Origin of the sequence: Micromonospora trifolii (assembly GCF_022229005.1) — a bacterium.
Classification (GTDB): domain Bacteria; phylum Actinomycetota; class Actinomycetes; order Mycobacteriales; family Micromonosporaceae; genus Micromonospora; species Micromonospora trifolii.
In genome coordinates this window covers 75,871-94,451 of the sequence record NZ_JAKKFD010000022.1, presented here as the reverse complement: position 1 = coordinate 94,451, position 18,581 = coordinate 75,871, and the positions used below count along the sequence as shown (strand labels likewise).

Here is an 18,581-nt window from a genome sequence, read left to right as displayed (position 1 = left end):
CTACCAGTGGGGATGTTCGAGTGAGTGCCGCAGCCGGCCGTACAGCTCGACGTCCTGGCCGGTCAGCGGCGCGTCGTCCCCGTCGCTGCGGCTGCCGCGGACCGGCCGCAGGAGCAGGGAACCGATCATCTCAGCTTCGCGTTCCTCGGCTGCGGCGTAGTTGCTGCGACCGAGACTGCGCTGGACCAGCTGCGGGTCGAGATCCGGTAGCAGCAGCCGGGAGGCGTCCGCGTCCAGCACCTCGGTGGCCTGGTGGCCGGCGAGCAGGTGACCCAACTCGTGGCCGATGATCAGCATCTGGTGCAGCGGCGAGGTGTCCTGCTCGAAGAAGATGGCGTCGAAGTCGCCGGTCGGCACGCACATCCCGCACACGGTGTGGGCCGGCAGCTTGATCGGCACCAGGTGGATGGGTCGGCCGCGCCGCTCGCCGAGGGCGTCGCAGAGCTTCTGGATGTCGAAGGGTTCGGGCACCTCAAGCTCGGCAACCATTTGCTCGCAGCGCCTGCGTAGTCGGTGCATCTTCACGTCAGCGGTCTCCTGCTCGTCGGTGTACTGCCACCGAAGGATCTGCACGGCTAACCGCGATCGACCGACGCGGAACTGGTCGTGCCAGTGCCGGCCGCCACGGCTCGCAATCGGGCCACCATCTGCTCGATGAGCTGCGTGTCCGTCGCGGAGAGCCCGTTGTCGGCGAGCACCTGGCGCAACGCCACCTGCTTGACATCCATCTGGCGTAGCTCGTTGAGCAGCGTGAGCTGGTCCGCTGTTCGTCGTGCTGCCGCGTCGTCGACGAAGTAGCCCGAGTTGACCCCGAAGGCGGCAGCCAGGGCGCGGACGTGTGAGGTACGGGGATCGCTGGCCACACCGCGGCGCAACTCTCCGATGTAGGCGGCGCTGATCGTCACGCCCGTCTCGGCGGCCGCCTCGTTGATCTTGTCGGCGATCTCCCTGTTGGTGTACCTGCGCCCGGGCTCGTCGGAGACGCTGAGTTCGTCGGGCGTCGGGCGGATCTTGTCGAACAGGTACTCCAGCCTCGCGGCCAGCGTGTCGAGGGGTGGCAGCTCCTGCTCTGCGTGCCAATCGTCAACCATGACTCTTCACCCTCCAGCCGCTAAACGACAGTGTCGCAGATGTGCGGTGCGGCAAAACAGATGTTGACATGTGCACGGAACGTGAGCGTATGCTCGCTCCTGTTTGGAGCAACGGGCGTTGAGTGCGACCGCAATCGGCTCAACACCCGTTACGCGCCGGATGAGCCTGTGGTCCGGCCGGCCGAACCCGGGGGGCCATCGGTGGGAGGGGTCAGCTCCGTGGGGAGCACAACGGGGGCTCCTTCCGCGGTTTGGCTCGCGTGTTGGGTCGGTGGCGGCAGACCGCCCCTGCCCGGCCGTCGCTTGTTGGTGGGGGGTCGCTGGGCCGTTCTGGCAGATGACGTTGTCTGCCAGCGGCCCAGCGACAGTGACGGCTCACGGTGTCAGATGTCCCCCGGGCCCCGGCCACCCGTCCAGGTGACGGTGGTCAGCCCGACGCCCAGTAGCCGGCGCGCCCGGGCGACCTGACGCGCGTTCCCATTGACCAGCACGGGCTGCTCGGCGGCGCGAAGGATGGGCAGATCCGACAGCGAGTCGCTGTAGGCCACCCGCCACGGCGGCCTCACCCCCTGGGCGGCGAGCTGCGCCATCTTGGTCACCCCGTGGTTGTGCACGATCAGCCTCGGCCCGCGAATGCGCGAGGCCACGAGCTCGACCCCGGCGAGGCCGATCGCGTCGAGCGCCGCACGGGCCAGGGTGTGCTCGCACGCGGTCACCACGATGACCCGATCGCCCTCGGCAAGGTGGGTACGGATCATCCGCAGACCGGGCGCGATGATCCGCCCCGGCTCTCCACCGAGGTCGGCACCGAAGCGTTCCAGCTCCGCCCGCAACTCGTCCGCGTTCCGGCCCAGCAAGCCGATCCGGCTCACCCACCGCGCCGCCCACGCCCGGCAGGCGGGGATGGTGGCGGCGGGCGCGAGGAGTACGAGCGCGGCGACCGCCAGCGGCAGCCGAGCACCAGTGAAAGCGGTGCGTCGCAGGAACAGCCCGAATGCGTCCCCGCGCAGCAGTACACCGTCGAAATCGAAGATCACGGTGCCTGCGCTCGACGCCCTCATCGGTCTGTCAACCCCGGTGCCACGGGCGGTCCGCCATCAGCCGAGTGTACGGGTGGCCGTGAGTGTCGCGCGGAGTTGATGCGGGGTCGCTGGCAGGCCCCGAACACTCTCATCACGCCGGCAAAAGCGAATACAAATCACATAGGCAAAGGCTTCCTGCGTGAGCGCCATTAATTTGACACATCTACGCGGCGGATTGCGGCGCGATAATCACTACGGTGGCTGGCGGGGGAAGAATGGCGTGACGCCGATGTCGTGACGCCCGGACGGAATGAGGAACCGGTGCGGTCTGCCGAGAACGAAAAAGCCGTGACCGATCTCGCCCGGCTGATGGTGGACCGCGCCACTATGGTCGAGCCGTCTGTCGACGCCGAAAAGGCACTGTTCCCGGTGCTGGCGTCCGCCTTCTTCCGTGACCGACGCCGAGCACTCGCCGGCGCGCGTCCGGGTGGTCCATTGGAGTTCGGGGCGGCCGAGGCGGTGCTGTTGTTGACCCCCCTCATGCTGGAGACGGCGCGGGTGGTGTGGGCGTACCTCGTCGAAGATGCCACTCGCCGGGGGATCAGCTGGTCGGGTGAGGCGGCGCGGCAGATATTCGGCGACCAGGCGGCGTCGCCGAATATGGAGCAGCCAGGCGACTCGACTCCGCTGACACTGACTGTCGGGCAATGGAATCACGTGCATCAGCTCGTCACGCAGGTGCTGACCGGCCCCGGCAAGCTCCCGGCCAGCCGGGCAGTTCTGCTGGCGGACGCGGTAGTGGGTCGGGGCAGACTCGGCGAGGGCCCGCAGGCATGACCACCATCCTCGATCCACCCCAGCGTCGCCACGACGACACCGAACGCGTCCTCGCCGCGCCGTCCGGGACGCACCTGCGGTTCCTGCTGCTCATTACTGCCGCGTTGGCGACCAGCGCGGTCATCCTCGCGATCGTCTACCTGGCGATCCCACCGCACTCGCAATCGCACCGCACCGTGTTGGAGCAGTGCGGGCCGGTCCTCCGCGGCCCGGCCGGCTCGGCGCCCACGACGCTCGTCGACAACCTGGCCCGGGACGAAGCGACCGTCGACGCGTTCGTGGACTGCACCGCGCCGGCCACGCTGGCCCAGGCCACCTGGGTGGGCTGGGCCCTCACGGCGCAGGTCGGGCTCGTCCTGCTGGTCTACGGGCTGCACCCCTGGTGGATACGACGCCGGGGCCGGCTGGAGAGGCTCGACGCGGATGCCGATCCGGTGCTGCGGGACGAACTCGCCGACCTCCTCGACCGGTTTCCGCTGCGGCGACGGCCACAGTGGCTGCTGGCCCCCTACTCGTACGGGCAGAGCGGGCAGGCGTACGGCCTGCCGTGGAGCCCTCGGATCCGGCTCGATGTCGGCCTGCGGGTGCTCCTGGCGACCGACCGGCCACGCTTCCGCGCCGTCGTCCTGCACGAACTGGCGCACCTGCGCAACCGCGACGTCGGCATCACCTACCTGACCATCGCCGTGTGGTGGGTCTTCGTCGGCACGGCTCTGCCGCTGCTCCTGCTGTCCCTGCTCGCGCCCGTGCTGCCGCTGACGATGATCGGTGCGGGGTTGAACAGCGGGTGGCAGTTGGCCGCCGTGCTCGGGTCCGTCGCCCTGCTCACCGCGATGGTCTACCTGGCCCGTAACTCGGTGTTACGCACCCGGGAGCACTACGCCGACGTCGCTGCCGCTGCGGCCGGGAGCCGTTCGGCCGTGCTGGCGGCGATCGACGTGCTACCGCTGCGGCCCCGTCACCGGCTCCTCTGGCACGGCACGCACCCCGCTCCGGGTCTGCGGCGGGCCGCTGTCGTCGATCCGTTGCTGTTGTTGCGGACCGGCGCCACTGACGTCGTGGTCTTCGGTCTCGCCGTGGGCCTCGCGCTGACAAACCTCCTGTACTCGGTGCCCGCCGCTGTGGGCGCGACAGTGGGCTCCGTACTCGTGTGTGCTCTGGTGGCCGCCGCTCTGGCCCTGTTTCTCGCGGCATGCGCGCGGCGTGCCGTCGCACGGGCGCACTCGGCGGTTCCCACCATCGGACACTACTGGGGTGTGCCGGCCCTGCTCGGGCTCAGCGTGAGTGCCGGATCCGCGGTCTCCGCCCTGTCCGCCTTCACCGGCGGCGAGGGAATGGCCGGCGCGGACGGCTCCTTCGCCGCCGCCGCCCTGTTGTGCCTGGGCGCCTGCCTGCTGCACGTCTGGTTCACCTCGGCCCACCGAGCCTCGTGGCGGCCGGACCGGGCCACCCTGTCCACACAGGTCCTGACCGTGCTGTTCGTGCTGATCGGTGCGGTGTTTCTCTTCTTCTGGCTGGTGGGCAGCGAGCAGCTGACAGCCGTCCGGCTCGGCCCTGCGCCCACCTACGGGTCGGACATCGCCTGGTACCGCGACCTGGCCCGGGTGATCTCGACGACCTACCTGCCCGTGGTCTCCCTCAGCAACCTGCCCCTCGGTCTCGCCCTCGTCGCCCTCGCGTGTGCACCACTGCTGGCCGCGCGGGTCGCCCTCGGGTGGCTGCGCCCCACCCTCGTCACCGGAATCGTCGCGGGGGCCGGAGCACTTCTGGTCGCCGTGGCGCTTCCGTTCGCCGCGCAGTGGTCGCTGCCCGATGCCGTCCGGCATCCCACCGAAGACTTCCATCTCGGCGGGTCGGCCTCGTTCACCCTTGTCCTGATCTACAGCTATGGGCTGGCCACCGCCGCGGCGGTGCTGCTGGCGACAGCGACTGTGGCCTTCCGCAGTGAACGCATGCGGCCCGCGCTCGTCACGCTGGCCGCGCTGGTCACGGTGACCACCGCGGCACCCGGTCTCTATCTCCTCAAGACCGAGGCCCGCTGCCTGGACATCTACGCCGACGGGCTCACGTGCGGCGTGAGTGGCGCCCCCATCGAGGACCACACCCTGTACCTGGACACCGTGCTGGCCTGGGCCGGGATCGTGGCGGTGCCGGTCGTGCTGATCGCCGCCGGCGCCGGCGCGGTGTGGCGGGCACGGCGGCCACGACGACCCGCACCGGACGAGGCTGCGCCGCCCGCCGACGGGCCGTCGACCGCCGGGGCACGCGCCCGCAGGCTCGTGGCGGTGCTGGCCGTGCTGATCGTCGGCGCCGTGTTCGCCGTGACTGAGCTACCCCGGCTGAAGGTTCTGCTCCTCCCGGCGGAAACCGACGGCGCGACGTCCGCCGCCGTCGACGGATGCCTGCCCGGCTACTGGGTCGAGCGGTCCAGGCGGCAGCTACAGGCGATCAGCACCACCGACGCTGCCATCTTCGCCAGCTCCGGCGCGGTCTGGTCGTTCACCCGACAGGGCACCGCGACGCTGCATCTCGGCGACAGCACGGCCCGGTCCGAGACCGCGCCGCAGGAGCACATCGCCTATCTCAGCGCCGGCATCATCCGGTGGCGCTTCACCGCAACAAACGGTCAGCTCACCTTCGCTGCCGACAGCGTCTCCGCCACCCTCACCGGCAGCGTCGGCGGCGCGCGGCGCGGCACCATCACGCTGGGCACCGACAACGTCGACGACTACGCCCTGCCCGCGGCCTACAGCTGCACCGGGGACACCCTGACCGCCGCAGCGCCCGGACACGTCGTCACCCTGCATCGGATCGGCCTGACCGACTAGCCGACCGCCGCGTCGACGTAACGGCCGGGTGGGTTCAGGTCGGCTCGGCAGTGGTCGGTAGCACCGCGATCAGGTCGAGCACCTCGACGGCGCGGGCCGGGCCGAAGGCGTCGGTGAGGATGGCCGTGAACGCCTCGTCGCCGAGCCCGGCCCGCAGTTCGCGCAGCGCGTTGAGGTCGAGCGCCGCGTTCGTCGACCCGATCTGCCGGTCGATGCTCAGTGCCTCGACGATCAGCGGGATGCCCTCCGCCGGATGGCCCTGCTCGACGCGCAGCTGCCCGAGCGCCACCTGGTCCAGTGCCACCTCCTCCCAGTTGCCCTGCTCGCGGTCGATCCGCAGGCAGGTCCGGTAGCACCGCTCGGCCAGGGACCGGTCGCCGCGCAGGCCGGCGACCCGGCCCAGGTGGAAGGTGCTGTTGGAGACGCCCGACAGGTTCCCGAGCCGCTTCTTGATCGCGATGGAGCGACGGTAGAACCCGTCCGCGCCGGCGAGATCCTCCTGCTCCTCGCAGACCCGACCGAGCTGGTGCAGGACGATGGCCTGGTTGGTTTCGTGGCGCAGCACGCGGTAGACCTCCAGCGCCTGCTCGTAGCGAGACCGGGCCTCGGCCAACCGGCGGGTCTCCAGGGCCACCCGGCCGAGGTCCTCGTGGCACTTGGCGACCCCCGCCCGGTAGCCGGCGGCGGCGCAGATCGGCAACGCCCGCAGCAGGCACATCCGGGCGGTGCCGTACTCACCCGCCTGGGCGGCGGCGATGGCGAGCAGGACGTACCCACTGCCGAGCGGCGTCGGGTGGGAACCGTCGAACCGGAACCGCAGGTACGCCTCGACCCACTGGGCCCGCTGCGCCGCCTGCCGCCGGTCGAGGTGCCGGGCCAGCAGGGCGGCGAAGGCTTGCGCGCCCAGTTCCAGGCGCTGCACGGCCAGCCACTCCAGGGCCGACTGGAGCGGCGGCTGGTCGTCCCCGCCGATCGCGCTCAGGGTGTGCGGCACCGCCTCGGCGGCCCGGCCGAGGACGGTCCGGACACCGCCGAGCAGTTCGTCGCAGCGGCGCAGCAGCGGGTCCTCGCCGAGGGCCGCGACGATCGTCCGGGCGCGGGCGAAGCAGCTCTCGGCGAATTCGAGGTCGTCGAGGTCGCGGGCAAGGTGACCGAGCAGCAACGTGCACTCGGCGATGTGACCGTTGCTGCCGACCTCCTCGAAGATCTTCAGGGCGGCACGGACCCAGGCCTCGGCGGTCTCGTACGCGAACTGTGCGAGGGCGATCCGAGCGAGCATCACCAGCCCGCTGCCCTGTTGGACCCGGACACCCAACCGTCCGTAGGTGGTGATCGACACCTGGATGCACTGCTCCGCCTTCACGAGGTCCCGGGCCTCGAAGGCGAGTACGCCGATCTGGTGGTGACTCGCCGCGATCCCGTCCAGGTCGTCGAGGTCGCGGGCGATCGCCAGCTCCTCCAGGTAACGCGACATGGCCAGCTCCGCGTCGCCGTTGCCGCGGGCGATGCCGGCGAGCTGGTGCAGCGTTCGGGAGACCGCCGAGCGGTCGTCGAGCCGGCTCAAAATCGTCAACGCCTCCTGGAACAGCCGGTCCGCGGTCGACTGGTCACCGCGGTTGTCGGCGACCAGGCCCAACTGGTGCAGGAGTTTGCCGACCCCGCTGTCGTCGCCGAGATCCCGGTAGACGGCCAGCGCCGCCTCGTAGCGCTGCGTCGCCTGCGGGTACTCGCCCCGGCTCAGGTGCACGTCGCCGAGCCCCTTCAGGAAGCTCGCCGAGCGCGCGGAGCCCGGAGATGCCATCGGCAGCAGCTCCCGCCAGATCTTCTCCTCCCAGGCCCAGTGCCCGGCCGCGTGCAACTCCTGGCAGGCCAGCTCGGAATAGGCGACGACCTCGTCGGTGTCACCGGCGGCCAGGTGGTGGTACCGCGCCTCGACCGCCCGGCGGATGAAGTCGTGCTGGTCGCTGCTGGACCGGGCCCGCCAGCCCCAGTAACGACCCGCCCGGCGATGCGCGTCCACCACCGCGTCACGGCCGGCGATCCGCAGCAGGCTCGCCGCCGTCCACCGGTGCACCAGGTGGCCCCCGGTCACCGGGGCGAGCAGCCCCAGCTGGGACAGCGTCTCGACCGACTCGTCCAGCCCCGTGGGCTCCAGTGGTGGGTCGCCGCCGTCCGCCGGATCGGCGAGCTGCCAGGCGAGACCGGTCCGGTCTACCGGGGTGCGGTACACCGCCACGCCGAGCAGCAACCGACGGGCCGCCGGAACGGCCTCCAGGCGGGCGAGCAGCCGGGGCAGCAGCACATCCTCGGCGGCCAGCGCGCCGGCCTCGGCCAGCGGCGCGCCGACCTCCGCCGGCCCGGCGTCCCGGCCACCGCCGGCAGCGGCCAGCCGGTCGGCCACCTCATCGGATCGGGCGCTGCCACCGCGCAGCAGGCCGTCGAGGTATTCCAGCGCGCGCGGGTGGCCACCCAGTCGGTGCCACATCCGCTGCTGTTCCGCCGGCGCCAACTGGCCGACGCCCGGCAGCCGCCAGAGCAGCTTGCGGGTCTCCTGCCAGGAGAGCGGACCGAGGTGACAGGTTTCGAGACCGACGATGGGGAACGGGTACCGGCTGGTCACGACCAGCTCGTGGCGGGACGCCCAGGCGGCGAGGAACGCAGCCAGGTCCGCGTCGGCCAACCGGTGCTCGGCGTCCAGGGCGTCCTCGGCGTTGTCGAGGACGAGCAGCAGCGGCGGGCCGTCGGCGCCGATCGCGTCCAGCCGTCGCCGCCAGTCCTGGCCCGGCTCGGCGAGGGCGACGAGCCATCGCCGCACCGGGGCCTCCGGGGCCGCCCCCGCGCATCGGCCCTCCACCTGGCGGCGCAGCTCGTCGAGGATCCCGTCGACTGTGGCGTCGCCGTGGGTCGCCACGACGATGCCGCCCGCGTCGCGGAACCGCTGCCCGAGCTCTGCGGCGAGACTCGTCTTGCCGATCCCGCCGATGCCGTGGACGAGCACCCGCAGCTTCCCCCGGGACAGCCGGCGCAGGATCTCCCGGCGGCCCACGAAGTCAGTGGGTGCGCGCACCACGCCATCCCCGACGATCGACTCACCGGGCGGCGCGGCGACGGCAGCGCCGTCCCGCCCGCCGGCCAGTCGCAGCCCCGGGTCGGCCAGGAACAGCGTGGGCATCCACCACTCGGCGGCGGTCGGGGCCAGCTCGCGGCGTACGGCGGAAACCTCCGCCAGCAGCTCCGGCTCGCCGCGGGCGGCCAACCGCTCATAGAGCCGAGCACAGAACTCGATGGTGTATCCGTCGCTGACCGTTCCGTTCATCGCCAGCACCGACGGCGCACCGTGGGCCAGCAGCGCGCCGGCCAGCCCGGGCAGCTCCCGTTGATCCTGCCGGGCTGTGGAGCAGCCGGCCAGCACGATCAACGGCACGGTCCGGCCCGGCGGCAGCACCTCGGCCAGGAACCGCGCGGCGTCCACGCGATCCTCAGTGCCGGTGGGGGTCTCCAGCAGCAGCGCGCCGGGGCGCGCGTGACTGGAGACGTGCAGGACGTGGAACGGCTCCTCGGCGAGGGCGGCCCGGATCGCGGCGGCGCTGCCCCACTCCAGGACACGCACCCGCACCCCGTGCCGGTGCCCGGGTTCCACAGCGCCGAGGATCCGACCGAGTTCCCGTTCGTGGTCCAGCAGCGGCTGGGCGGAGTCGTCCGGGCTCGCGATCGCCGCGAGCATCCGCAGCGGGCCGTCCACCCGGACCGTGGGTGCCGGCGTGTCGGGACCGGTCCGGCAGACGTCGACGTCGGGGCGCAGCGCCAGCGGCAGCTCCTCGCCGGGCAGCACCAGGGTCTCCCAGGGCAGATCGGCCAGGGCCGGGTCGACGACCTCGATGCCGAGCCGGTGCCGGCCGGGCCGGGCCAGCTCAGCGCGCAGGGCCGGGCCGGGGGCGTCGAGGAAGCGGCGGCCGAGCGCGACGCCCACCTCGTACGACAGCTCCACCGAGGGGCCGCCGCGCAGCCGCCAGAGCAGGTCGGCGGTGCGTTGATCGGCCGGACCCACCGGGTGCCGGCGCCGGTCGCCCCGAACGGCCAGGACCACGTCGGTCGCGCTGACGGTCAACCGGATCACGGACGCCCCCTGCGGTCGCCCGGCGGACGACCCGACGCCGGGGCGGATTGCCGGACTGACCGATACTGTATCCATGGCTGACGATCCTGAGGAGCTCGCGCAAGTCAACGCCGTGCGGATCAACGACAGCGGTGAGCTGGAGTTCTTCGACGGCCAACGCTGGGTGCCGTACACCGATCTGCCCGACGACGAGCACGGCCCGCTGGGTGTCGTCTTCCGCGACGACTCCCGATGACCGGGGAGTCGCCGACGAGCGGCGGCGGGCTGGACGCGCTGCCGTCCCCGTTGGACTCGGTAGCGGACAGCCGGGCCGCGGCACGGTGGATCATCTCCTCGGCCGGCGCGGTCGGCGCGCTGCTGCTCGGCGGTGGCCCGCTGATCGCCGCCGCGAAGGTCACCGACTGGGTTCACGCGGCGTGGGCGGGCGGCGGTCTGCTGGTGACGCTGCTCGGCGTGGCCTGGGCGATCTGGCGGACCAGCGAGGTGCTCGTCCCGCCGATGACCACGCCGGCGACGCTGACCAGCCCGGAGCTGCGCGGGCTGCGCGAACGGCTGGAGGCCGAGTCGTGGCATCACTTCGGCGGGTACGCCGGTGACGTCGACGGTCTGCTGCGGCACCGCCGGATCGCCGCCGCCATCACCGGCCGCCTGCTGACGGCTCCACCGCAGGAGCGGGCCGCCCTCCAGGCGGGGCTCGCCACCGCGCGTCGCAACATTGCCCGGACCGACCCGTACCTGCGCTGGCTGCTCGTTACCGCGCACGCCTGGCAGGTCCGGGAGACGTTGCGCCGGGCCCGCCGGCAGACCTTCCTGGCCGCCGCGCTGGTGGTGGTCGGGGCGGTGGTGTTCATCGCCGCGACCGCTGGCGGATAAATCGGCGCGTGAGGTGTCCCGAACAACCTCGCATAGCTCCGAACAGGAAAGTCGAATAGCCCCGAACAAGGAACTCGAATAGGCCCGAACAAGGAACCCGACTGCGACGAGTCTCCTCGATGCTCTAATCGAAATCACGGCAGGTCTGCGCGGCCCTCGAGCGGACGCTGACGTTCCGCATTTGCCGCGGAATCAGCGCTCCCGCGGATCCCAACCTGTCTCGAGGATCGTCAGGAGGAGTCGAATGTTCAGGTTCCTATGGTGCTGAAGTTCCGGCTGTTGGGCCCGTTGCAGGTGTGTGCCGGCGGACGGCAGGTGGATCCCGGGCAGCCTCGCGTCCAACTCGCTCTCGGGGCGTTGTTGGTCGACGCCGGTCGGGTGGTCAGCCATGACACCCTCATAGACAGGGTTTGGGGTCTGACGCCGCCGAAGCGAGCACGCGACGACCTGTACACGCACGTGGCGCGGTCCCGAGCGGTGCTGGCCAGGGCGACAGAGCACTCCGGGGCGCCGGCGGCCATCCTGCGTCGGTCCGGCGGATACGTGTTGGATGTCAGCCCCGAGTCGGTTGACGTGCACCGTTTCCGGCGCTTGGTGGATCGGAGTCGGGCCCCGGATTGCGCTGCTGGGGAACGGGTCGCGGTACTGCGTGAGGCTTTGGCCTTGTGGGGCGGGGAGCCGCTGGCCGGCTTGAGAGGGGAGTGGGTCGCGCGGATGCGCGATGGGTGGCAGCAGCAACGCCTGGCGGCGGCCATCGCCTGGGCCCAAGCCGAACTCCTTGCCGGCGACCCGGCTGTGGTGATCGAGCCGCTACGCGAGATGCTGCAGCAGCATCCGCTGGTCGAGCCGATGACGGAGGTGTTGATGCGGGCGTTACACGCCGTTGGCCAAACCGCGAACGCCCTCGACCACTTTGCCCTAACCCGCGATCGCCTGGTCGAGACGCTCGGCGTCGAGCCCGGAACAGAGCTACGAGAGACTCATCAGGCGATCCTGCGGGGAGAACTTCCTGAGCCGACTCGGAGGACTGAAGCGCGCAGCGTCCGACCCGCGCTGCTTCCCGTGGACGTGCCCGGTTTCGCCGGGCGCACCGACGAACTCGCCTGGCTCGACAAACTGGCTGCCGGCACACAGGGCAGCAGGAATGCGATCGCTGCCGTGTCCGGCATGGCGGGAGTGGGCAAGACCGGCCTGGTGGTGCATTGGGCGCACCGGATGAAGGCCCGGTTTCCCGCCGGTCAGCTGTATGTCAACCTACGAGGGTTCGACCCGTCCGACCCACCGATGCGGGCGGATCAGGCGGTGCGGCTGTTCCTGGACGTGCTTGAGGTGCCGACCGAACGGATCCCGGCAGACCCGGCGGCCCAGGCGGTGCTGTACCGCAGCCTCGTCGGCGGACGGTCACTGTTGATAGTGCTGGACAACGCCCGCGATGCTGAACAGGTCCGCCCGCTGCTTCCCGGTACGCCGGGCTGCGTAGTGGTCGTGACGAGCCGAAACCAACTCGCGGGTCTGGTGGCGGTCGAGGGGGCAGTCCCGCTCGTTCTGGACGTGATTCCGGCACCGGAGGCACGGCAGATGCTAATCAACCGACTCGACTCGGCCCGTACGTCCACCGAACCACATGCGGTTGGCGAGATCGCCGCCAGATGTGCCGGGCTCCCGCTCGCATTGGCCGTCGCAGCCGCACGGGCGCGAATCCATCCCACGTTCCGGCTGGTCGAGTTGGCGAGCGAGTTGCAGGACGACAAGAACTCGTTGGACGCGTTCTCGGGAGACGACGCCGCCAGTGATCTACGCAGGGTGTTCTCGTCCTCATACCAGGCGCTCGGCGCGGCGGCGAGACGACTGTTCCGGCTGTTGGGGCTGCACCCGGGGCCGGACGTCGCCGCCCCGGCTGCGGCCAGCCTCGCCGGCCTCCCGGTCGGTGAAGTCCGGTCGCTGCTGGCCGAGGTGGCCCGAGCACACCTGATCAGGGAGCCCGAGCCCGGTCGGTACGCCCTACACGACCTTGTGCGGAGCTACGCCTCGGAGCTTGTGGTCAAGGTGGAACCCGAACATCGGCGGCGGGCAGCGATTGGCCGGATGAAGGAGCACTACCTGCACAGCACACACGCCGCCGTCAGGGTGCTCTACCCCATGGCGAACCCCATCTCCCTGGACCCGCCGAGCGCGAACGTCACGCCCGAGGCCCACCTCGACGCGGACGACGCGCTTGCGTGGTTGATGAGAGAACGCAAGGTGCTCATGGCCGCCGTCAAGTGAGCTACAGGCCCCGGGGTCAGCGGTCAACCGTTCAGCCAACTCGCCCGGTCGTACCCAGCGCGACTTCGAAGGACTCACCGCGCAGGATCATCCGTTCCACCCGTTGCACAGCGTCGTCAGGATCGAGGCCGTGCTCCTCGCGTAACACCATCCGGAGGTCGCGGCCAGTCGCCAACGCATCGCAGCGGCGGCCGGCCCGGTACAGCGCGACCATCAGCAACTCGCGCATCCGCTCGCGCAGGGGGTGCGCCACCACCAGCGCCTGCAGTTCGGGTATGACCGCTTCAACCGGTCCGCTCGCCAGGCTGGCGCGCAGCCACCCCTCGGTCGCGGTCAGCCGGCGTTCGTCGAGACCGGCCGCCGCGACCTCGACGGAGGGTACGCCAGTCACGTCGGCCAGGGCGGTGGCAGCACGCCACGCCGAGAGCGCCGCCCGCAGACGCTCGGCGGCCTCGGCGTACCGGCCCCCGGCCAGCGCGCGGTGCCCCTCCGCGGCGCACGCGGTGAACTGATCGGCGTCGAGCTCGCCGGGGCCGACCAGCAGCTGGTAACCGGTCGGGCGGGTACGCAGCACGCGCCTGTCCTGCTCGTCGCCGAGCAGCCGCCGTAACCGGCATACATAGTGCTGCACCAGCCGGCGGGCTGCGGCCGGTGAGCTCTGCGGCCAGAGCTGGCGCTCCAGCTCGTCAGTCGGGACGACGCTCCCCGCATTGATCAGCAGCACGGCGAGCAGGGCCCGCCACTTGGCCGGTGCAATGCTCACCCAGGCGTCACCCTGCCGCACCTCGACCGGTCCCAGGATCCGGTAGCGCGCGTTTGTCTCCACACTGTCCCTCCTCGCCGATGTGTATCTCGACGAGAGTCACCCATCCACCTCGCGGAAATCTTGCGATAGTCCTGCGGTCCGATGCGCGACGGGGATCGCTGCTGCGCACCGGCGGCGTTCGCCAGCCACCGGTGCGCAGCGGCGCGGTTACGTCCGGCTGGTCGCCAGCCCGGCCAGCGCCGGCCTCGCACCCGTGCCCGCACCTGTGCCCGCACCCTCCAACAGCAGGACGTTCGGCACCTGGTCCGGCAGTGCGGCGCGAAGCAACCCGTACCCGATGCCGGCCAGGCCCATCATCAGCCCAGGCGTGGTGATGCCCTGCGGCACCCCTGGGCGCGGGGCCCCGGCCAGCACCTGTTCGGCGATCAGCCGGGTGCACTGGAGCGCGGTCGTCGTCAGGTTCCCGTCACCCAGCACGGCGCCCGCGCTCAACAGCGTTTCCACCAGGCCAAGGTCGCCGTGGCAGATGGAGTCGTTGCCGATGCCGACGTACCGGCCGTGCACCATCAGGTCGTCCCGGACCCGGCCGACCGCGATGCCCAGGTCCTCGTGGATGAGGTCGCGCCACGGGGCCATCGTCGGCAGCCGCAGCAGCGCCGCCCTGGCCAATCCGATCCCACCGGCGCCGTGGCACCAGGTGTCCATGAACGCGTCCGCCTCGCTGGTCGAGCGTACGTCCGGCCAGTTTGCCCGCTCCCGCGACAGGTGATGGCGCTCGAAGTGCAGTGCCTGCCCGCACAGCTCGGCCATCCGGTCGTCGCCGGTGACCTCGCCGATCCGCGCCAGGGTGTACCCCATTCCGCTTGCCCCGTGCGAGAAGCCGAGCAGCTCCCGATCTCGCTCCATGCCGATCCGCCAGGCGATCCCCCCGGGCACCTTGACCGCCCGCTCGCTCAGCCTGGCGCCGGCGGCGGCGATGGCCGCCGCGGTGCGGTCGTCCGGATTGCTGCCGTGTAGCGCGAGGATCGCCAACGCCGCGCCGGCAGTACCGCCGATGACATCGAGGGCCTCGTCGTCGGCGAACCGCTCGTAGCACATCGTCGCCGCCAGGTGCGCCGCCTCGGCGAGTGCCGGCTCCCGCCACAGGTCGGCGAGCTGGCTCAGCACGTAGACCAACCCGCCGAGTTCGCCGAAGCCACCAATCGGCAGCCGCTTGTGGTCGTCGCCGGTGGACAGTTGCTGAACCGCGTCGGCGAGTTGCTCGGCGATCTGCTGTGCCGGCTGGCGGAACCGGGTTTCCCCGGTGACCGAGCCGAGCTGGGCGAGGAACAGCGCGACGCCGGGAACCCCGCTGTACAGGTCGATGCCGGCGTGCCCGACCGTCCAGAAACGCTCGGCGACGAAGTTGACCGACAGCCAGGACGGGGCCTCGCCATCACTGGACAGCGCGGCCGTCAACAGCATGTCGGCGACGGACACGGCGGCTCGGACGGCGAGGTCGGTGTCCAGCGGCGTGCTGGGCAACGGTTGCGGCTCGGCCGGTGCCGCGGGCAGCGACCCCACGGTGAGTCCCGACATCGATGCCCGGATGCACCACAGCTGGCGCCGCAGGTCGTCCTCGGAAATCCGGTCGATCCGCCGCCGTACCTCGCTCAGGCCGGTGGAGTCGAGGAACCCGTGCGTCACCACGCCGAGTTCGTCGAACAGGTTGGTCGAGCTGGGCGTGGTGTGGAAGCACGGTACGTCCTGGGCGGCGAGCTGGCGCTGCTCGCTGGCGAGCAACCGATCCCGCTCGGGCAGGTCCGCGAACCAGGACGAGAGCACCTCGGAGAAGATCTCGCGGTCGAGCATGTCGCGTAGCAGGTCCGGGTGGTACGACTCGACCTGCACCCGGGCATAGGTCATCGTCGGTCGGGGGATGAAGCGGACCTCGTCGTCGCGGAACGCGGCGATCACCCCGTCCGGGGCGAGCAGCGCGTCACGGTGGGCCAGGATGAGGCGGTAGCATTCGGCGAAGCCGTCGGCGAGCACCTCGGTGTACAGCAGGGCGCTGATCGGCCGGCCGTCCAGCCGTACCCGATTCTCGGTCTCCCGCATCTCCCGCCGGTCGCGCACGATCCGGATCTCGTCGGTGCCGGAGTCGACGTACGTCTGCAGCCGGGCCGGCGACATCTGCCCGCCGCCGCCGGCCAGCCCGCTCACCTCGGCGTCGTAGATGCCCTCGTCGTCCGCGGTGATGATCCGCTCCGGCAGCAGGCCGATTCGCAGCACCGATTCGTCGATGACCCCGGGGGCCTCGCCGAGAGCGAGACCGGCCGGCCGGTCATCGGCGAAACCCGGGCGGACCTGGAAGATCGCTTCGAGGTCCACGAGCACCGGGTGCTCTCCGGCGGCGATGACGTTCTCCAGGTGCATGTCGGAGCCGCACAGCGCGTAGAACACGGCCAGGTGTGCGCCCTGCCGCCAGAAGAAGCGGCCCACCTGAGCCTCGTCCGTGCACGACGCGACGTCCACATGTTCGACCCAGCCGTACGCACCGCGGTCCAGGACCTGCAACAGCCGGAGTGGATGGCTCAGGCCGTGCCGGTTGAGCCAGTCGAGGAGTTCATTGAAGTGCACCTCGACGGCGAGGCTGCGCGGCTTGTAGACCAGCCGCCGCCCGTCGGTGAACGTGAGGATGGCCACGGCCTGGCCGCCGCGGTGGGTGTCGCCGGCCCCGAAGCTGATGTCGGCGAGGTCACCCAGACCCTGCCACGACGCTCCGAACGTCGCGCGCAGCGAGGGCAGGTCGGCCAGCAACCGCTCGATGATGCGGGCCCGCACGTCGACCGTCGTGCGCAGGTAGGTCACCAGTTCTCGGGCGAGGACCGGATACTCCGCGAGGATGTGCAGTGCCGCCTCCGGGTCGCGGATCTGGGTTATGAACGCCTCCATGCGCTCGCGCGGCGTGGCGCCGGGCAACCTGCCCTCGATCCGGGCGACGTTCACCTCCAAAATCATCACCGAGACGATCATGTGAGTGAGTCGGTCGACCGGCGGGCGGAACAGCGCATGGCCGGGGGGCAGGCGGTCGCCGCCTGCCGGTACGGGCAGCAACGCCTCGACTCGTTCCCGCAGCTCTTCGCGAGCCCAGGCCAGCAGCGGCGCGATGAGAGCGAGGAACATCTCGTTGCCCACCGGCCCGATTTCTCCGTGGTCGGACGCGTGGTCCTGCGCGTCGTGGCGGTGGCCGCGGTGGTCGTCCAGCTCCAGGTCCTCCAGGCGCACAGTGGAGAACCGCTGCCACGCGTCGGTGATCGTCCCCAGCCAGGCGGGCATGGGCAGCCGTCCGGCCAGCGACTCGGCCGGTTCGCCGAGCATCTCGATCACCCGTTCGTCGTTGATCCCCAGCCGATCCCACCGATCCAGGGGAATGTCCTTGCCGCGCAGGATGTGGCCGCCGCGCCAGGCCTCCCGTCGGCGGCGACCGTAGTCGAGTTGCCCGGCGGTGAGGCGCGGCGGGCCGTCGCCCCGTTCCGTGCGGGTGAGGCCGCGCCACCAGTCGGGCGCGTTGAGGATTTCGTCAAACATGACTCCGCCTTCGGTGTGTGGTCTGTGCGCCGGGCAGCGCCCGCGTCGGCCGGGAAGGCCGGGCATCCGGTGGGGCGGGCGCCACGGCGCCCGCCCCGTGATGCGGAACAGCTGAATTGCGATAAGAGGTGCAGTGCGGTCGTCAGCAGCTGCCGCTGGCGCAGCCCGCGGTCATGACCCAGCAGGTGTTCATGCAGCCGATGCTGCCCCACGCGCAGGTGAAGCAGCTGTGGAACGTGAACGGGCGGTGGTCCGCGCCGACCATGTCGGACAGTCCGGAGTCCAGGTCGCCCACCACGCCCGCCGGGCTGTCCGGCAGCGTGGCCAGCGCCTCGTCGCCGAGGCTGACCCGGAACGCCGGGTCCTTCCACGCACGAATGGTGCTGTTCATGTCACTCCTTCTCAGCACTCGCAGGTCCAGCACGTCCGGCACGTCCACGCGTAGCAGGAGAGGCAGGTGCGGAACGTGATCGGCAGGTTCGACGCGCAGCAACCAACGGTCAGGTTGGCCTGGCTGCCGGCGCCCCGGATACCCATGATCATTTCGTCGAACTCGACCGAACCGGCCGGGTGAGCCGGCACTTCCGCGAGCCCGTCATCGCCGAGCGCGGCCCGGAAAACCGGGTCTTTCCACGCCCTCGTGGCGCCACTCATCAATTCTCCAATCGGGTTGTCGTCATAGAGATGCCCACGATTGGCTTATGCCAATTGCCGTGGAGTCGGTGCGCGCTCAGAACAGGCGACGGATTGACAGCAATTCGGCTCGGCCAGGAACCGGCCACCGGACAACGGTGGCGTACCCACATTCGGCCCGCTGGCCAGGACCTGTCAAGGAGGTTCAGAGCCTCCGCTGCTTCCGCGCTACCGGCGATCGACCGCCGCGCTGACACCGATCGGCAGCCGATAAACGGAGGCGGGGCAGGCTGTATTTGCTCGGCCAGAACAGCGACGTACGTCCTCTCGGGAGCGAATGGAGGTGAGAAATTATGGAGCAACAGGATCTGTTGGATGACCCGCTCGGTGATATGGACCTGACCGACCTGGAAAACCAGGAGCACGCCGGTGGAACCGGCGGCGCTTGCTTTGTCACGAGCATCTTGATCACCGTCTGGCTGTCCACAGCGGTCAAGAGCGTTTGCGGCACCTGCGGCGTGGTGAGCACAGGCTGCTGCTAGCCAGCGCTACCGGATGGCCCGCTCGCGTGGGTCGTTC

Annotated in this window: 14 protein-coding genes; 6 read left to right on the top strand and 8 right to left on the bottom strand. The window is 70.8% G+C overall.

Annotated features, from left to right (window positions below; all coding sequences use genetic code 11):
- The 3 genes from NIE79_RS15310 to NIE79_RS15300 all read right to left on the bottom strand — a co-directional run bounded on the left by NIE79_RS15310 (position 1) and on the right by NIE79_RS15300 (position 2,128).
- Positions 1-573 (bottom strand): ImmA/IrrE family metallo-endopeptidase, encoded by a 573-nt coding sequence (locus NIE79_RS15310; protein ID WP_308193180.1) that lies wholly within the window; start codon positions 571-573, stop codon positions 1-3.
- A 2-nt stretch (positions 574-575) separates the two neighbouring features.
- Positions 576-1,091 (bottom strand): hypothetical protein, encoded by a 516-nt coding sequence (locus tag NIE79_RS15305; protein ID WP_238679215.1) that lies wholly within the window; start codon positions 1,089-1,091, stop codon positions 576-578.
- A 383-nt stretch (positions 1,092-1,474) separates the two neighbouring features.
- Positions 1,475-2,128 carry a haloacid dehalogenase-like hydrolase gene (locus NIE79_RS15300; protein WP_238679214.1) on the bottom strand — a complete coding sequence of 218 codons (654 nt, stop codon included), beginning with the start codon at positions 2,126-2,128 and terminating at the stop codon, positions 1,475-1,477.
- Positions 2,129-2,407: 279 nt separating this feature from the next.
- Between NIE79_RS15300 and NIE79_RS15295 the strand changes: the two genes are divergently transcribed.
- Positions 2,408-2,950, top strand: coding sequence for a hypothetical protein (locus NIE79_RS15295; protein ID WP_238679213.1), 543 nt, complete (start codon positions 2,408-2,410; stop codon positions 2,948-2,950).
- Positions 2,947-5,778, top strand: a complete 2,832-nt coding sequence (locus tag NIE79_RS15290) for a M48 family metalloprotease (protein ID WP_238679212.1) — start codon at positions 2,947-2,949, stop codon at positions 5,776-5,778. Before NIE79_RS15295 ends, NIE79_RS15290 begins: the two co-directional genes overlap by 4 nt.
- Before the next feature lie 34 nt (positions 5,779-5,812).
- Here NIE79_RS15290 and NIE79_RS15285 read toward each other — a convergent pair whose 3' ends face one another.
- On the bottom strand, positions 5,813-9,895 hold the full coding sequence (locus NIE79_RS15285; protein ID WP_238679211.1) for a tetratricopeptide repeat protein: 4,083 nt from the start codon (positions 9,893-9,895) through the stop codon (positions 5,813-5,815).
- Between the two features lie 73 nt (positions 9,896-9,968).
- On the opposite strand from NIE79_RS15285, the gene NIE79_RS15280 reads away from it, so the two are divergent.
- The 3 genes from NIE79_RS15280 to NIE79_RS15270 all read left to right on the top strand — a co-directional run bounded on the left by NIE79_RS15280 (position 9,969) and on the right by NIE79_RS15270 (position 13,033).
- A complete protein-coding gene (locus NIE79_RS15280) occupies positions 9,969-10,130 on the top strand; it encodes a hypothetical protein (protein WP_238679210.1) in 162 nt (53 codons plus the stop codon).
- On the top strand, positions 10,127-10,768 hold the full coding sequence (locus tag NIE79_RS15275; protein ID WP_238679209.1) for a hypothetical protein: 642 nt from the start codon (positions 10,127-10,129) through the stop codon (positions 10,766-10,768). The genes NIE79_RS15280 and NIE79_RS15275 overlap by 4 nt, the downstream gene beginning before the upstream one ends.
- Before the next feature lie 258 nt (positions 10,769-11,026).
- Entirely contained in the window at positions 11,027-13,033 is a 2,007-nt protein-coding gene (locus NIE79_RS15270) for an AfsR/SARP family transcriptional regulator (protein WP_238679208.1), read from the top strand.
- Between the two features lie 31 nt (positions 13,034-13,064).
- Here the strand turns inward: NIE79_RS15270 and NIE79_RS15265 are convergent, their stop codons facing one another.
- From NIE79_RS15265 to NIE79_RS15250, 4 genes are all read right to left on the bottom strand, one after another.
- Positions 13,065-13,859 carry an AfsR/SARP family transcriptional regulator gene (locus NIE79_RS15265; RefSeq protein WP_238679207.1) on the bottom strand — a complete coding sequence of 265 codons (795 nt, stop codon included), beginning with the start codon at positions 13,857-13,859 and terminating at the stop codon, positions 13,065-13,067.
- 147 nt (positions 13,860-14,006) lie between these two features.
- Positions 14,007-17,369, bottom strand: coding sequence for a type 2 lanthipeptide synthetase LanM family protein (locus tag NIE79_RS15260; RefSeq protein WP_238679206.1), 3,363 nt, complete (start codon positions 17,367-17,369; stop codon positions 14,007-14,009).
- Between the two features lie 142 nt (positions 17,370-17,511).
- On the bottom strand, positions 17,512-17,760 hold the full coding sequence (locus NIE79_RS15255; protein WP_238679205.1) for a mersacidin/lichenicidin family type 2 lantibiotic: 249 nt from the start codon (positions 17,758-17,760) through the stop codon (positions 17,512-17,514).
- An 11-nt stretch (positions 17,761-17,771) separates the two neighbouring features.
- Positions 17,772-18,023, bottom strand: coding sequence for a mersacidin/lichenicidin family type 2 lantibiotic (locus NIE79_RS15250; protein ID WP_238679204.1), 252 nt, complete (start codon positions 18,021-18,023; stop codon positions 17,772-17,774).
- 332 nt (positions 18,024-18,355) lie between these two features.
- On the opposite strand from NIE79_RS15250, the gene NIE79_RS15245 reads away from it, so the two are divergent.
- Positions 18,356-18,544, top strand: a complete 189-nt coding sequence (locus tag NIE79_RS15245) for a hypothetical protein (protein ID WP_238679203.1) — start codon at positions 18,356-18,358, stop codon at positions 18,542-18,544.
- The last annotated feature ends 37 nt before the right edge of the window (positions 18,545-18,581 follow it).

Bases quoted from the DNA above. Each gene is read 5' to 3' on its own strand.
- NIE79_RS15305 (WP_238679215.1), bottom strand. From the start codon at position 1,091: ATGGTTGACGATTGGCACGCAGAGCAGGAGCTGCCACCCCTCGACACG.
- NIE79_RS15245 (WP_238679203.1), top strand. From the start codon at position 18,356: ATGGAGCAACAGGATCTGTTGGATGACCCGCTCGGTGATATGGACCTG.
- NIE79_RS15250 (WP_238679204.1), bottom strand. From the start codon at position 18,023: ATGAGTGGCGCCACGAGGGCGTGGAAAGACCCGGTTTTCCGGGCCGCG.
- NIE79_RS15270 (WP_238679208.1), top strand. From the start codon at position 11,027: ATGGTGCTGAAGTTCCGGCTGTTGGGCCCGTTGCAGGTGTGTGCCGGC.
- NIE79_RS15260 (WP_238679206.1), bottom strand. From the start codon at position 17,369: ATGTTTGACGAAATCCTCAACGCGCCCGACTGGTGGCGCGGCCTCACC.
- NIE79_RS15275 (WP_238679209.1), top strand. From the start codon at position 10,127: ATGACCGGGGAGTCGCCGACGAGCGGCGGCGGGCTGGACGCGCTGCCG.
- NIE79_RS15255 (WP_238679205.1), bottom strand. From the start codon at position 17,760: ATGAACAGCACCATTCGTGCGTGGAAGGACCCGGCGTTCCGGGTCAGC.
- NIE79_RS15290 (WP_238679212.1), top strand. From the start codon at position 2,947: ATGACCACCATCCTCGATCCACCCCAGCGTCGCCACGACGACACCGAA.
- NIE79_RS15280 (WP_238679210.1), top strand. From the start codon at position 9,969: ATGGCTGACGATCCTGAGGAGCTCGCGCAAGTCAACGCCGTGCGGATC.